Origin of the sequence: Alteromonas sp. W12, assembly GCF_001924945.1 — a bacterium.
Lineage (GTDB): Bacteria > Pseudomonadota > Gammaproteobacteria > Enterobacterales > Alteromonadaceae > Alteromonas > Alteromonas macleodii.
The window spans coordinates 47161-62477 of sequence record NZ_LQXH01000009.1; the positions used below are offsets into that span (position 1 = coordinate 47161).

A 15317-nucleotide genomic window follows, 5' to 3' on the forward strand; every position below is an offset into this window, starting at 1 on the left:
TACGAAAACTTGTTAACACATTGTGTCATATTCGTTATCGTGCCATTATTGTCATTAATGACACAATAATGGCCAATCACGCCAACAATCACTGAGTTTTATCTTATTTTATAACTCGAATTATTTTTATGAATGACACTAAGTTCACCGTTACCGTACTCGGCTTTAACCAAGCCTTGGCATCTGCCATTACAGGAGCCCTCGATGTATTTGCTTTCGCAGGTATTAGTTGGCAGCGAATACACAACTTACCAACCAACCCTCAGTTTAAAGTTCAGTTGGCCAGTCACCATGGGCAGCCTATTCTTTGCTCTAATCAAGTTGTTCTACAGCCCAATATCGCCATCGAAGAAGTCTCACACACTGATGTCTTGTTAATTCCCACCATTGGTGGCGATATTGATGAAGTGCTAGAAAGCACAGAGCCTCTGCTTGTACACATAAGGCGTCTGCAGAAAATGGGGGCCGACATTGCCGCCAATTGCACCGGCACTTTCCTTTTGGCCCAATCTGAATTATTGGACAATAAAATTGCCACTACACATTGGGGATATGCAGATAAATTTAAAGCCATGTACCCTACCGTAAACTTACAACCCGAGAAAATGGTTACTGAAGACGATACGGTGTTTTGTGCAGGCGGCGGCATGGCGTGGATTGATTTATCTATCTTGTTGATAGAACGCTACTGTGGTCATCAGATTGCGAGCGATACGGCAAAATCCCACGTTTTGGATGTGTCCAGAACAAGCCAAACTATTTATGCCAGCAGTCGTCAGCGACGATTTCACTCAGACAAGGACATTAAAGCGGTACAGTCTTTTCTGGAAAAGAACGTACAAAATAAATGTACGCTAAGCGAACTAGCGCTACGGCATAATATGACCGAACGCACACTTATACGCCGATTTAAAAACGCGTGTGATATTACACCAGGTCAGTATTTACAGTCGCTGCGCATTGAGCACGCGAGAAAGCTCTTAGAAACCTCTAGTATGCCGTTAGAGAGCGTGATTAGCGCTGTAGGCTATGAAGACCTTAGCTCGTTCACTCGACTATTTAAAAAAACGACTGGTTTATCACCTTCTCAATACCGAGCGAAATTCAAGCGAGGCTAATTTGATTTAGATGGTTAGTAAACTACTTGCACCAAAAAATACCTCTCTATTAAGTTTGATGTTCCATGCCTGTGCACACAGGCTTTTTAGTTATATTCAATCTAACTAATATTGTGCATTTTCGATGAAAAACGCCTTGGTTTGCACAAATTTGAAGTTTTTATGTAAAAGTTTGTGTAAAATGCAGCGCCAAGCATAGATTGTTAATTTTTGTGCTAAAAACACTACAAAAGTATAAATTTAAAATCATCTTGGTGGAAACATGAGAACACACAAAATCGCCACACTAGCGTTAGCCGTTAGTGCTGCGTTCAGCTCTTCAGTTCTTGCACAAGAGGCCGCGACGACAGAAAAAAAAGAAGCCTCACTTGAACAGATTACCGTTACTGCGCAAAAGCGTACTCAGTCAATTCAGGAAGTACCTATTTCTGTTGCGACACTAAGCGGTGAGAAATTCGAAAGCCTATTCTCTGGCGGTGAAGATATTCTTGCTCTAGCGGTTCGCGTACCAGGTCTTTATGCTGAGTCATCAAATGGTCGTGTTGCACCGCGTTTTTATATTCGTGGTCTAGGTAACACCGACTTCGACCTTGCTGCATCACAACCTGTTTCTATTATCATGGACGAAGTGGTAATGGAAAACGTGGTACTTAAAAGCTTCCCGCTTTTCGACGTTCAGCAAGTTGAAGTACTTCGTGGCCCACAAGGTACACTATTTGGTCGTAACACCACTGCTGGTATCATTAAATTTGATACAGTAAAACCAACCCAAGACGTTGAAGGTTACGCGAAAGCAGGCTTCGGTTCATACGGTACAATGAACTTCGAAGGCGCTATTAGCGGCGGCCTTACTGACGAACTTTCTGCCCGTCTTTCTGTATTGTCACAAGAGCGTGATGATTACATCGACAACGCAGCAACAGGTCAAAACGACGCATTAGGCGGCTTCGACGAAAAAGCATGGCGCTTACAGCTTCTTTGGGAGCCATCAGCGGACTTCTCTGCACTTCTCAACGTACACGGCCGCGACTTAGACGGTACTGCTTCAATTTTCCGTGGAAACGTTTTTAATAAAGGCAGCAATGACCTTAACGATAGCTACGACCGCGAAACAGTAAGCTACGATGGCGATCTAGAAGGTAACGGTACAGATAACAACCCACAGTCTTATGAAGGTTTAGGTGCATCACTTAAACTAGAATACGACATGGACGATGTAACCTTTACTTCAATCTCTGCAATTGAAACCGCTGAAGGTTCAAGCCTTGGCGACATCGACGGCGACGCGATTGCTTCACAAAACTTTGTGACTCAAGATAACCTTGACGATCTAGAGCAGTACACGCAAGAATTTCGTTTAGCAAGCAACACCAGCGACCCAATGAACTGGCAAGTAGGTGCTTTCTATTACGACGCATCGTTCAACGTAACCAGCATCGACGGTTTCTTTGGCGCGACTACGGTATTCCATGAAAACCAAACATGGGCGGTATTCGGTCAGTCATCTTACCAAGTTAACGACAAGCTAAACGTTACTGGTGGTATCCGTTACACTCACGACAAGAAGTCTCTTGTGGTTGGCGAACAGAACGTTGACGGCTTTGCCGTTGTTCTAGGCATTGCTGCCGTTCAGGATTACGAAGACATCAACGTAGATGACGGTCAAACAAGCTTTGAACTAAGTGCAAACTACCGTGTAACTGACGACATGTCTGTTTTTGCTCGCTATGCTAATGGTTTCAGAGCGCAAACTATCCAAGGTCGTGACGTTGCATTTGAAGGTGCACCTTCAGTTGCAGACGCAGAAACGATCAACTCTTTTGAAGTGGGTATTAAGTCAGACCTATTCGACGACACGCTACGTCTAAACGCTGCTGCGTTCTACTATACCGTTGATGACATGCAGTTCTCGGCCATTGGTGGTGGTAACAACTTTACTGCGCTAGTGAATGCTGACGAAGGTGAAGCTTATGGTTTTGAAGTAGACGCTCAATGGCTAGCGACTGACGAACTTACCTTTACTGCTGGCTACAGCTACAACCACACTGAAATCAAAGATGATTCTCTAACGGTTGCACCTTGTGGTACAAACGCATCTGATGGCTTCACTGGCTACTGTACAGTAACTGATGAGCGCCCAGATGGATTCAATGCAATCATTGACGGAAACCCTTTCCCGCAAGCACCTGAATCAATCTTTAACTTCACTGCACGTTACACTATCCCTATGGGTGATGACGGTGAGTTCTTCGTGTTTACTGATTGGGCGTTCCAAGGTGAAACCAACATCTTCCTATATGAAGCGGTTGAGTTTACTACAGACGACAATTTCGAAGGCGGTCTACGCATTGGTTATGAGAACTTTGCGCACAACTACACGGTAGCGCTATTCGGTCGTAACATAACAGACGAAGACAACGTTAAAGGTGCAATCGACTTTGCAAACTTAACGGGTATTGTAAACGAACCTCGTATTTGGGGTGTTGAGTTTAAGTACACATATTACTAAGAAAAGTTAAGTAGCTACTCTCTTCCATTGTAGCTACCTATCTATTTAGTAGAAAAGCGGTGACGTTGAGAAACGTTACCGCTTTTTTTTCTGTTACGCCGCCATATGAATATCAGACGTAGGCATTTGTACTAGCTGCTGTAATTTTCTGCACACTTCCACCCAGCGGGCAACTTTCTGGTAGTAGACCTGCTCAATCAACTGCCCTTTTTCATTAAACAAAAAGCTCGCTAATTTCCCCTTATTACCCGGCATATAAAAATGATGCACGGTAAATTGATGAGACAAAGGGGCATGTACCACCTTTTGATACATACAGAAAGGCAAGCCATTTGCGCGCTCGTCGCCCCCAGTCAAGCGGCTACGGCGTTGAAACGTGTCTGATCCGAATTCTGCCATAATGCCGTGTTTTGAAATAAGCTGATCAACCGCTTTAATGCCTGTTTGCATAACTATCTCCTAAACGTTGCGCTTTTTAGCGAACCAAGATAAGACTCAAAATAAACCATACTGATATTTATACAGTATATGTCCATTTGTTTAAAATGCAAACAAAAAAGCCGCTTTTTAAAGCGGCTTCTATTTAATAGCAGTATATATGCGCTAGTTGAGAGCGGACTCCAAAAAGGCCCACTGGTCGGCATACCCTTCTATTTGCATCCACGTTGGGGTACCCGCACCGTGACCAGCTCGAGTTTCAACACGAAGTAGAATTGGGTTATCGCAGCTTTGGTCAGCCTGTAGTTGAGCTGCAAATTTATAGCTATGCCACGGCACAACACGGTCATCGTGATCACCTGTAGTGACTAATGTAGCCGGGTAGCACGTGCCGGGCTTGGTGTTGTGAAGTGGCGAATAAGCATAAAGCGCTTCAAATTCGTCTTTGTTTTCACTTAACCCATAATCAGAGGACCATGCCCGCGCATTTGCACTAGGTGTGTGATAGCGAAGCATATCTAACACGCCAACTGCAGGTAAGGCAGCAGAAAAGAGATCCGGGCGCTGTGTTAAGGTCGCACCAACAAGCAAACCGCCATTCGAGCCACCTTGAATACCCATTTTCTCAGGCGTGGTGTAGCCACTTTCAACCAAATACTCACCCGCTGCGATAAAGTCATCAAATACGTTTTGCTTATCTAACTTAGTCCCAGCCTTGTGCCACTGTTGCCCATACTCACCACCACCACGTAAGTTAGCTATGGCCAGTACATTGCCCTGCTCTACCCATACCATGCGTGATACTGAATAGCGGGGCAGCAGTGAAATATTAAAACCACCATACCCGTACAGTAACGTTTTATTATTTCCATCTAGCTTCAAGCCTTTTTTATGCACGATAAACATGGGAACTTTTGTTCCATCTTTACTGGTGTAAAAAATTTGCTTTGTTTCGTAATCATCATAATTAACACCGGTATCGATGGATTTAAATAATGATGACTCGCCGCTTTTTACGTCGTACGCAAATACTTGGCCAGGATTTGTGAATCCCGTAAGTTTATAGAACGTTGTATCGGCATTTTTGCTTCCGTAAAACCCGCTTACACTTCCAATATCAGTAAACGCAATTTCATCTATTTTCTCGCCGTTTAAATCAAATACACTTACCTGCCCTTTTACATCTTTTAGATACTGAGCAAAAAGTTTTTCACCCAATAGTGAAACGCTCGACAAGGTATCAGATGTACTTTCAATTACGGTTTCCGTTGCTTTAACGCCACCATCGAAATCAACCTTAATAACCTTACCTGTAGGGGCATTTGCTGTAGATGTGAAAAATAACTCGTCGTCATGCTCGCCAATTAGGTCGTAACGGCCATCCCATTTGTCGAAAACCGGAACGAGCTCACTGTTATCATTTACCAGCGATTTAGCATAAACACCATTCGCCTGATATCCCTCGAACACAGAAATGAGCAGTGTTTTGCCATCTTGAACAACCGAGGGATAAGGGTTCCATGTAGGTTTATTGTCAAACGCAAATACCTTTTTGTCTTCATTTTGCGCTGTACCTATTGCGTGAAAATAGATAGATACGGTTTGGCTATCATCATACTTACCAGCTTCATTTTGGGGGTAACGTGAATAGAAAAAGCCGCTTTCATCGGGCAACCACGCGATATTTGAAAACTTAATGCCTTTAATAGTGTCAGTTAAATCCGACTTCTTACTGGTGTCACGAACGTGAATGGTTTTCCAGTCTGTACCACCGTCAGAAAGCATGTAGGCCAAGAACGAGGCTTTAGGGCTTAGTTCAGTTGACGCCATAGACACTGTGCCATCTTCACTCAATGTATTTGGGTCAATCAGTACTTCAGGCTCACCGTTAACGCCGTCAGCCATATAAAGCACATATTGGTTTTGCAAGCCGTCGTTATAAGAATAAAACAGCTTGCCGTTTACCATATATGGCGTTGAGTATTTTTCGTAGTCCCACAGCGCTGTTAGACGTTCTTTGTATCTTTCTCTAGAGGGCAATTCAGCCAGGTAAGGACGAGCAAGGGTGTTTTGAGACTCAACCCAAGCACTTACCTCTTCGCTCTTTTCTTCTTCTAGCCAGCGGTATGGGTCGCTCACTACAGTGCCATGATAGTTGTCTTGCTGAGTCACAGTTTTGGTTTCTGGATAGTCGGACACTTTTGGCATGCCGCCACTTTGTGATTCACCTTGCACTGAACTAGTAGATTCGGTATACGAGCTTGTACACGCCAAGGTTAAACCTGCTGATGCCGCTACTATTGCAGCGTATATTAGATTTTTCTTCATTTTTATTCCTTAAACGAAAAATGCCGGTTTCAACCGGCATTTTCTATTTAGCTTTCTGTCGTAACTTGCGTATGTTTTCGACCTTTAAACACGCTTTTAAGGTCATTTAAAATAAGGTACAGCGCTGGGACAAGCAGCAAGGTGATAACCGTGGCGAACAAAATACCGAAGGCCAATGAAATAGCCATTGGGATCACAACTTGAGCCTGTAAACTGCGCTCAAAAACAATCGGCATAAGCCCCATAAACGTTGTTAGTGAGGTGAGGATAATTGCTCTGAAACGCTGAGTACCTGCGCTAATAGCAGCATCCATTAGCGACATGCCTTCTTTGCGCGCACGGTTAACGAAATCCACCATGATCAAGCTGTCGTTAACTACCACCCCAGACAACGCAATTATGCCGCAGATAGAAAGTACGCTTACCGCCATACCTAATACCAAATGCCCCACAATGGCGCCTACGATACCAAAAGGTATAACCGACATAATGATGAACGGCTGGCTGTACGATTTAAGCGGAATAGCAAGCAAGGTATAAATGGCAAAGAGTGCAAATAGAAGCCCCTGCATTAGGCTGATCATAGCGTCAGCCTGCTCTTTCGAGTTACCTTGAAGCTGGAAGTCCACCTTGGGATACCGCGCTAGTAGATCCGGCATCAGATTTTCAATCACATCATTGGTTACTTCTGACGGGTCAAGCAACGCTTTATCCACTGCACCAGTTACGGTTACCGAGCGTTTACCATCGACACGAATAATTGAATCAAAGCCCTGACCAACTGTAAATGTCGCCACCTGCTCAAACGGAATTTCTTGCCCATTTGGCGCGCGGATACGCATGTTTTCAAGGTGTTCAATAGAGCTACGTTCCGTTTTCGGATAACGCACCATCACTTTGATTTCTTCATCGTCACGCTGGATACGCTGTACTTCCGCACCATAGAAACCAAAGCGAACCTGCTGACCTAAATCACGCAAAGAAATACCTAGCGCATCAGCCTGAGGTTTCAGTGCTAGCTGAATTTCTTCGCTTCCGCCTGAGAAGGTGTCGTTAATGTCGGTAACACCTTCGTATTTATCCAACGCTTCTTTAAGTTCATCACTTATCGAACGAAGGGCCTTAATATCGCTTGAGCTAAATTCAAAGCTCAGGTCTGAACCGCCACCAGGGCCACCCGGAGAGCTAATATTAAACGACTTAACACCTGGGATTTCTGGTAACTCTTGACGCCACATGTCTTGAATTTCAAAGTCTGTCAGCGTACGCGTTTCACCTTTGGTAAGCTCTGCGAAAATCTCTCCCCCAAGGTTGCCATTATCAAAGGCAATGGCGTGCTTTATAACGTTTTCACCCGACTCTTCAGCTACTTTGTCGTCCATGCGGTGCATGGCCTCGCGAAGCGTAGTCAGTACATTATCACGCTGTTCAAGCGATGAGCCTGGCTCAAGCTCGAAACTTGCAATCATAAAATCGCTAGGAATATTCGGGAAAAATACAAAACGTACAATACCACCACCGAACAGGCCTACTGTGAGGATCAGCATAGCCATAAACACAGCAACCGTGGTGTAGCGATTTCGTACAGCTGTAGCCAAAAATGGCGCGTATTTATTGTTTATAAACGTCTTAATACCTTCGCTGAAGAAATCTCGGAACTTTTGAAATCTATTCGCCTTTTCAGGATCGTAAGGCTTAAGCTTCATGTGTACCAAGTGAGCCGGCAATATTAGTTTGGACTCAATGAGCGAGAAAATAAGGCATACGATAACCACCATACCGATGGTTTTCCAAATAATTCCAAACGGCCCAGATACCATCAGCATGGGCGAGAATGCGGCAATGGTTGTCAACACGCCAAATGTTGCTGGCATAGCGACCTTTTTGACGCCCGCTATCACGTTTTCAGCGCTATGGCCTTTTTTGTCTATTTCAGAATACGCCGATTCCCCCATGATAATGGCGTCGTCAACCACAATACCCAGCACAAGAATAAACGCGAACAGGCTAAGCATGTTGATAGACACACCAACCATATCTAGCGGCATAACTAACAAGGTGCCAAGAAAACAAACCGGCAAGCCCACAATGACCCAAAACGCGAGCTTAATTTTTAAAAACAAAGAAAGTACCAAGAAAACCAGAAGCGCGCCGAAGAACATGTTTTCCAGCATCATGTTAAGTCGGTCAGCTAAGTAGAACGAACTGTCGCCCCACGTATCAGCTGTTATATGCGCCGGAAATTCCGATTTCTGACTCTCAATATAGGTATTAACTTGCTCAGAGATTTCTAATGCGTTTTGATCACCTACCGCACGCACTCGCAAACTAACAGCGGGTTTATCGTCGAATAGCGCATATTGGTTATTTTCAATAAAACCATCGTTGATATACGCCACATCACCTAATGTCACGCGCGTGCCGTTACTGTTTGTTACTAAAACAATCTGCGAGAAATCCCAGCCCGTATAGGCTTGCCCTTTCGTTCTAAGCAGAATATCGCCATTTTCAGTGCGAATTGAGCCGCCAGGTAAGTCGACGCTGGTTTGACTTAAACGCGCAACGACATCGGCGAATGTAAGGTTGTATTTTTGCAAATCGACTTCCGAAAGCTCAACGGAAATCTCATAATCCCTTGCCCCAACAACTTGAACACTTGAAATACCAGGTAGGTTAGCAATGTCGTCGCGCAAATCTTTGGCAAACTCTTTTAACTCCCGTTCAGACGCGTCACCGTAAACCGAGAGCCAAATTACGTCTTGTTGTATTTTTTGACGGTAAATAACGGGCTTTTCAGTGTCTGCGGGGAAGCTCGGAATAGCGTCAACTTGTACTTTTACTTCATCAAGTAAAGATTGAACATCATAGTCTTCTTCCACCTGAATACTTACCGTACCCATACCTTCAACGGCTGTGGAATTAAGCTGCTTAATACCCTCTAAGTCTTTAATTGACTCTTCAATTTTAAGCAGTACGCCCTCTTCTACTTCCTGAGGTGCGGCCCCCAAATACGGTACGCGAACATTAATAATGTCTATCTCGAAATTGGGAAATACTTGCTTCTGAATACTGAAGGCACCAAATAATCCGCCAACTACAAGCAACCACATCAGAAGATTTGCAGCTACGCTGTTACGCGCGAACCAGGCAATAAGCCCTTTATTGGTATCAATACGGCTCATTCGCTTTCACCTTCCGTGGACGTGCTCTCTACTTTATCGTTATCTTCGCTAGCATCTGATTCGGCGGCATCAGAAAGCACAGGTTCATCGCCAGGAAGACGAACTTTCATGCCATTATATGGGTTTGGTACGGCACTTCTCACTACCAGGCTTCCATGCTCAATGCCAGAACGAATAAACACTTCTTTAGCGGTTGTGCGCGCAACCTCAACAGGCTTTATTTCAATCTCACGATTGTCGTTAACAGTCAGTACGGTATTGTCTAAACGTAAAATGCTACGAGGCAACACCACCAATTCTTCATTCTGACGAGATGTGATTTCTGCTTCTACAAACTGACCAAAACGAAGGGGGGCATTGTGTGAAGATTTCAGATTGTAAGGATCTTGTACTTCCACAATGGCATATACTACTCGGCTGCCCGTATCTAAAATACCTTCTGAACGCACCAGTTTACCTTCCCAAGTACGTTTCACACCGCCCACAGAGGCCGTTAACGAAACCGGAGCGCCGTCATTGGATTGTCCGGCAATATTGATAAACATTAAATCGCTGTCAGTAATAGGCAGCCTGACTTCTGCAGTATCGGTGGAGTAAACGGTACCAAGTACTGCGCCCATTGATACAAACTGACCCAGGTCAATATTACGTTCAACCACAATGCCATTATAAGGGGCTGTAATTTGTGTTCTTGCCAAGTTGCGTTTTGCGCGCTCTAGTTTGGCTTCTGCAGCTTTAACGTTTGCTTGTTCTTTTGCCAGTTGCGGCTTACGTAAACCCAACTCAGGCGGTGCAACGCTACTTACCGAACGCCATTCTTGCTCGGCTACTTTGCCGCGAGCTATTTCTTCTTGAAGCGCTGCTTGCGCTTGAGCTAATTCAGCCTCTGCGAGCTTAAGATCCGTGCGATAATCATCTTGTTCAAGTGTTGCCAGTACATCCCCTTTTTTGAACGTACCGCCAGCTATAAATACATCAGACAAACTTACTACTTGGCCACTGACCTGCGCACTTAACGCAGTTTTATTTCGTGGAACAACGTTACCCTGAGATTTTACGATAAAGCTCACGGCCTCTGCTGTTGCTTCTTTCGCTTCAACCAAGAAAGCAGGAATTTCCACGGGTACTTGCTCTGGTGGCTTACGTGATTTGATCATGACTGTCGCGGCGATAAACGCGACCAAAACTATGATTAGTGGAATGCCACTTTTCATCAAGATGGAGTTTTTCATTTACTATCCCTAGGAACGAAGGAAATCCACGCGAGTGAAACGGACGCAACGATTTATTGCACTTTCACATACCACCTGATAACCCACGAAAATCTATTATTATTGTTTCAACACTAGTGTACTGATTTGTGGTTATTGTGCCCACTTAAGATTGTTAAATTTTGTGTCAGTTAATTGTTTTTAAAATACACATAAAAATCAGCCGCCCTAATATAAAAAATTATCAAAAGAATACAAAGTAAGATTGATAATTATCAGATTTTCGTTGATTATTTAATCACTCATTGGTTATGAGTTAACCGGCGGTTGTTATTTGAGCTTAGTCTTTAATGCGAAGTAGCCTCGGGAATGATTTCGCTACGTTGAAGGGAAAACACATTATGAGTCTTAAGAAACAATACCTTAAATCAAAACCTCTGTGCAAAGTGACATTTCGACTAAATGCGGAAGCGGCGCAAGACGCCAGAGAAGCAGCGTTGTGTGGTGACTTTACTGACTGGAAATCACAGCCACTAACGATGAAGAAACTGAAAAGTGGAGACTTCACGTTAACGGTGGATTTAGAGAAGGATCACGAGTACCAGTTTCGCTATCTCATCGATGGTGAAAAATGGGAAAACGATTGGGAAGCAGATGCTTATATTCCCTCACCTGTGAGCATAGAAGACAACTCAGTGGTGCGCGTTTAAATTATTGTTCCATTAAAAAACATACCCGTAACTACTCTAGTTATTTTATAACGATTCCCTACCAAAAAAGGCTGCGTATACGCAGCCTTTTGTCTTTATTTTGCTTAACCTTAAAATTCGATTTACAACGAATTTTCCAGCTCTGGAAGTACATCAAACAAGTCACCTACTAACCCGTAGTCAGCAACCTGGAAGATTGGCGCTTCTTCATCTTTGTTGATAGCAACAATGACTTTAGAATCTTTCATACCTGCAAGGTGCTGAATAGCGCCCGAGATACCTACAGCAATATATAGCTGAGGCGCAACAATTTTACCTGTTTGACCTACCTGCATATCATTCGGAACGAACCCAGCATCTACTGCGGCGCGTGATGCACCGATGGCAGCACCTAGCTTGTCAGCAATGCCCTCAAGAAGCTTGAAGTTGTCACCGTTTTGCATACCGCGACCACCTGAAATTACCACTTCTGCTGCAGTTAATTCAGGTCGCTCAGACTCAGTCAGCTCTGCCGATACGAAATCAGACTTATCACTGCCTTTTACAACGTCCACTGCTGCAACTTCTGCGCTACCGCCTGTTGAAGCTGCATCGAACGATGCGGCTCGTACAGTAATCACCTTTTTCGCGTCAGATGATTGTACGGTAGCAATAGCGTTACCTGCGTAAATTGGGCGTACAAACGTGTCTTCACTCTCTACACCAATGATGTCAGAGATTTGCGCTACGTCTAATAAAGCCGCTACGCGAGGCATGAAGTTCTTACCTGTAGTGGTTGCAGCAGCAACAATGTGGCTGTAGTCAGCAGCAAGTTCTACTACTAGATCAGCCGTATTCTCAGCAAGCTGATGCTTGTAAGCAGCATTGTCAGCAACAAGTACTTTTGCAACACCATCAATTTGCGCCGCAGCTTCAGCTACTGCTTGGCAACCTTCACCTGCGACTAGCACGTGAATATCGCCACCCATTTTCTGCGCGGCATTCACAAGCTTATGCGTTTCAGTCTTTAAGCTTGCATTATCGTGTTCTGCATATACGAGTACGCTCATGAGATCACCTTTGCTTCATTTTTTAACTTGTCTACCAACTCAGCAACATCTGCCACTTTAATGCCACCCTCGCGCTGAGGCGGAGGCGTCACTTTTAGCACCTTAACGTTTGAGTCAAGTGAAACACCAAAATCCGCAGCCGCTTTAACGTCTAACGGTTTGCGTTTTGCTTTCATGATATTAGGAAGCGATGCATAACGCGGCTCGTTCAAGCGAAGATCTGTGGTTACTACAGCTGGAAGCGAAAGTGCAACAGTTTGAAGACCGCCGTCAATTTCACGGGTTACATTTACTTTTTCGCCGTCAACAACGACTTCTGACGCAAAAGTCCCCTGCGGCATACCAGTAAGTGCTGCAAGCATCTGTCCTGTTTGGTTATTGTCAGAGTCGATACTCTGCTTACCAAGAATAACAAGCTGTGGTTGCTCTTCTTCAACTACTTTAGATAACAGCTTTGCCACTTGAAGTGAATCAAGATTTTGGTCGGTATCGATTTGAATACCACGGTCAGCACCTAGGGCTAATGCTGTACGTATTTGTTCTTGGCAGCTCTTATCACCAATTGAAACAACAACGATTTCAGTGGCCACACCTTTTTCTTTTAATCGAACGGCTTCTTCAACAGCAATTTCGCAAAAAGGGTTAATGGCCATTTTTGCGTTGGTAAGATCTACGCCAGACTCATCGGCCTTCACTCTTACCTTAACGTTGTAGTCGATCGCGCGTTTGACCGGTACGAGTATTTTCATATTTACCTCAATTGTTGAGTTCGTCGGTGTCTATTACGTTTCATTAATAATTAACTATTAATAATTAAAAACGTATTACTTCACCACGCTTTTTGAAACTTTAACAATGTGCTCTACGTTAAAAAAGAATCCGTGGAACGTACGTTTTTTAAAGGCTAGCCTTAAAACGCCGTTAACACCACGTTTACGAGCAGTTATAATACACTGCCAGTTAACGTTAACGTAAACTGCTTTGCAATGTACTTACTGTTGACGTAAACGTCAACCTGCATTACCTTGCAAAACGACAATTAATTTACATGTTTTTGACACAAAGCATTATTTGTTTCATCAATAGTGCATTATAAAAATACAAACATAAGGAGCCTCCCGTGGAACGAGAATCGATGGAGTTTGACGTAGTCATCGTCGGTGCCGGCCCAGCTGGATTATCAACGGCTTGTAAGCTTATGCAGCTTGCAAATGAAAAAGACCAAGAGCTAATGGTTTGTGTGGTCGAAAAAGGCTCCGAGGTAGGTGCACACATTCTTTCTGGTGCCGTGTTTGAGCCGCGCTCACTAAACGAACTTTTCCCTGATTGGAAAGAAAAAGGTGCACCTCTCAATACACCCGTAACTGAAGACCACATTTATCTACTTAATGATGGGACTTCAGCGAAAAAGTTACCTAACGCTATTACTCCGAAAACCATGCACAACGATGGCAACTATATTGTGTCTATGGGTAATGTGTGTCGCTGGTTGGCAGATCAAGCTGAACAACTAGGTGTTGAAGTATTCCCTGGCTTTGCGGCCTCTGAAGTCATTTACAATGAAGATGGCAGTGTTGGCGGTGTACTTACCGGCGACATGGGCGTGGGTGAAAACGGCGAACCTAAAGACGGTTACATGCCAGGTATGGAACTACGCGCTAAATACACAGTGTTTGCAGAAGGCTGTCGCGGTCACTTAGGAAAAGACCTCATTTCGCACTTTAAGCTGGACGAAGACAGTTCACCGCAACATTATGCCATTGGCTTTAAAGAGATTTGGGATATAGACCCATCTAAGCACCAGCCAGGACTTGTGGTTCACAGTGCCGGCTGGCCACTTGACGATGCAACAGGCGGTAGCTATTTATACCACGCTGAAGATAACCAAGTGTTCGTTGGCCTAATCGTAGACCTAAACTACGACAATCCATACCTAAGCCCGTTTGATGAATTTCAACGCCTAAAGCACCACCCCGTATTTAAACAGTACCTTGAAGGCGGTAAACGTGTCTCTTATGGCGCAAGAGCTATCGCTAAAGGTGGGTTTAACTCGTTGCCTAAAATGACCTTCCCAGGTGGTTTACTCGTCGGCTGTGAAGCCGGAACGCTAAACTTTGCCAAAATTAAAGGTAATCACACGGCCATGAAGTCGGGCATGCTTGCAGCAGAGAGTATTTTTGAAGCCATTTCAGAAAATGCTGAGGCACCAGTAAAAGAGTTAACAAGCTTTACAGAGAAATTTAAATCATCGTGGCTATACGACGAATTGTTCCGCTCTCGTAACTTTGGCCCCGCTATCCACAAACTCGGAAATTTCTGGGGTGGCGCATTTAACACGCTAGAGCAAAATATCTTTAATGGTAATTTGTTTTTCACCATGAAAGACGAACATAAAGACTACGCACAGCTTAAAGAAGCGAAAGATGCAAAAGAGATTTCATATCCTAAGCCAGATGGCGTGTTAAGCTTTGATAAACTGTCTTCTGTATTTTTATCTAATACAAATCACGAAGAAGACCAGCCTTGCCACTTAAAATTAAAAGACCCGTCTATTCCTTTGCAGGTTAATTTACCTAAATTTGCAGAGCCAGCACAGCGCTACTGCCCTGCTGGTGTATATGAAGTAATTGAAGAGGAAGGTGAAAAACGGTTCCAAATTAATGCACAAAACTGTGTTCATTGTAAAACCTGCGACATAAAAGACCCAAGTCAAAATATTAAATGGGTAGTTCCGGAAGGTGCCGGCGGACCAAATTACCCGAACATGTAATT

Annotated in this window: 10 protein-coding genes; 4 read left to right on the forward strand and 6 right to left on the reverse strand. The window is 44.0% G+C overall.

The genetic code is table 11. The features are described from left to right. Positions 1-128 precede the first annotated feature (128 nt). The gene (locus AWH61_RS13810; protein ID WP_075177380.1) at positions 129-1118 is read left to right on the forward strand and encodes a GlxA family transcriptional regulator; all 990 of its coding nucleotides are present in this window, start codon (positions 129-131) and stop codon (positions 1116-1118) included. Positions 1119-1380: 262 nt separating this feature from the next. Beyond that, positions 1381-3627, forward strand: a complete 2247-nt coding sequence (locus tag AWH61_RS13815; protein WP_075177381.1) for a TonB-dependent receptor — start codon at positions 1381-1383, stop codon at positions 3625-3627. Between the two features lie 93 nt (positions 3628-3720). Here AWH61_RS13815 and AWH61_RS13820 read toward each other — a convergent pair whose 3' ends face one another. From AWH61_RS13820 to AWH61_RS13835, 4 genes are all read right to left on the reverse strand, one after another. Then, positions 3721-4077, reverse strand: coding sequence for a hypothetical protein (locus AWH61_RS13820; RefSeq protein ID WP_069944449.1), 357 nt, complete (start codon positions 4075-4077; stop codon positions 3721-3723). 153 nt (positions 4078-4230) lie between these two features. Then, positions 4231-6393: a prolyl oligopeptidase family serine peptidase gene (locus AWH61_RS13825; RefSeq protein ID WP_083605955.1), complete on the reverse strand. Its 2163-nt coding sequence runs from the start codon at positions 6391-6393 to the stop codon at positions 4231-4233. A gap of 47 nt (positions 6394-6440) precedes the next feature. Then, entirely contained in the window at positions 6441-9575 is a 3135-nt protein-coding gene (locus tag AWH61_RS13830; RefSeq protein WP_075177382.1) for an efflux RND transporter permease subunit, read from the reverse strand. Then, positions 9572-10807, reverse strand: a complete 1236-nt coding sequence (locus AWH61_RS13835) for an efflux RND transporter periplasmic adaptor subunit (protein ID WP_039236077.1) — start codon at positions 10805-10807, stop codon at positions 9572-9574. Before AWH61_RS13835 ends, AWH61_RS13830 begins: the two co-directional genes overlap by 4 nt. 380 nt (positions 10808-11187) lie before the next feature. Between AWH61_RS13835 and AWH61_RS13840 the strand changes: the two genes are divergently transcribed. Then, positions 11188-11496, forward strand: coding sequence for an isoamylase early set domain-containing protein (locus AWH61_RS13840; RefSeq protein WP_075177383.1), 309 nt, complete (start codon positions 11188-11190; stop codon positions 11494-11496). 122 nt (positions 11497-11618) lie between these two features. On the opposite strand, the gene AWH61_RS13845 is transcribed toward AWH61_RS13840, so the two are convergent. Further along, complete coding sequence (locus AWH61_RS13845; protein ID WP_075177384.1) at positions 11619-12545, reverse strand: electron transfer flavoprotein subunit alpha/FixB family protein; 927 nt, start codon at positions 12543-12545, stop codon at positions 11619-11621. After that, positions 12542-13294 carry an electron transfer flavoprotein subunit beta/FixA family protein gene (locus AWH61_RS13850; protein ID WP_014949735.1) on the reverse strand — a complete coding sequence of 251 codons (753 nt, stop codon included), beginning with the start codon at positions 13292-13294 and terminating at the stop codon, positions 12542-12544. Before AWH61_RS13850 ends, AWH61_RS13845 begins: the two co-directional genes overlap by 4 nt. Positions 13295-13665: 371 nt before the next feature. Here AWH61_RS13850 and AWH61_RS13855 point away from each other — a divergent pair, with 371 nt between their 5' ends. Next, the gene (locus AWH61_RS13855; protein WP_075177385.1) at positions 13666-15315 is read left to right on the forward strand and encodes an electron transfer flavoprotein-ubiquinone oxidoreductase; all 1650 of its coding nucleotides are present in this window, start codon (positions 13666-13668) and stop codon (positions 15313-15315) included. The last annotated feature ends 2 nt before the right edge of the window (positions 15316-15317 follow it).

Coding starts and splice junctions, on each gene's coding strand:
- AWH61_RS13810 (WP_075177380.1), top strand. CDS start 129: ATGAATGACACTAAGTTCACCGTTACCGTACTCGGCTTTAACCAAGCC.
- AWH61_RS13815 (WP_075177381.1), top strand. CDS start 1,381: ATGAGAACACACAAAATCGCCACACTAGCGTTAGCCGTTAGTGCTGCG.
- AWH61_RS13820 (WP_069944449.1), bottom strand. CDS start 4,077: ATGCAAACAGGCATTAAAGCGGTTGATCAGCTTATTTCAAAACACGGC.
- AWH61_RS13825 (WP_083605955.1), bottom strand. CDS start 6,393: ATGAAGAAAAATCTAATATACGCTGCAATAGTAGCGGCATCAGCAGGT.
- AWH61_RS13830 (WP_075177382.1), bottom strand. CDS start 9,575: ATGAGCCGTATTGATACCAATAAAGGGCTTATTGCCTGGTTCGCGCGT.
- AWH61_RS13835 (WP_039236077.1), bottom strand. CDS start 10,807: ATGAAAAACTCCATCTTGATGAAAAGTGGCATTCCACTAATCATAGTT.
- AWH61_RS13840 (WP_075177383.1), top strand. CDS start 11,188: ATGAGTCTTAAGAAACAATACCTTAAATCAAAACCTCTGTGCAAAGTG.
- AWH61_RS13845 (WP_075177384.1), bottom strand. CDS start 12,545: ATGAGCGTACTCGTATATGCAGAACACGATAATGCAAGCTTAAAGACT.
- AWH61_RS13850 (WP_014949735.1), bottom strand. CDS start 13,294: ATGAAAATACTCGTACCGGTCAAACGCGCGATCGACTACAACGTTAAG.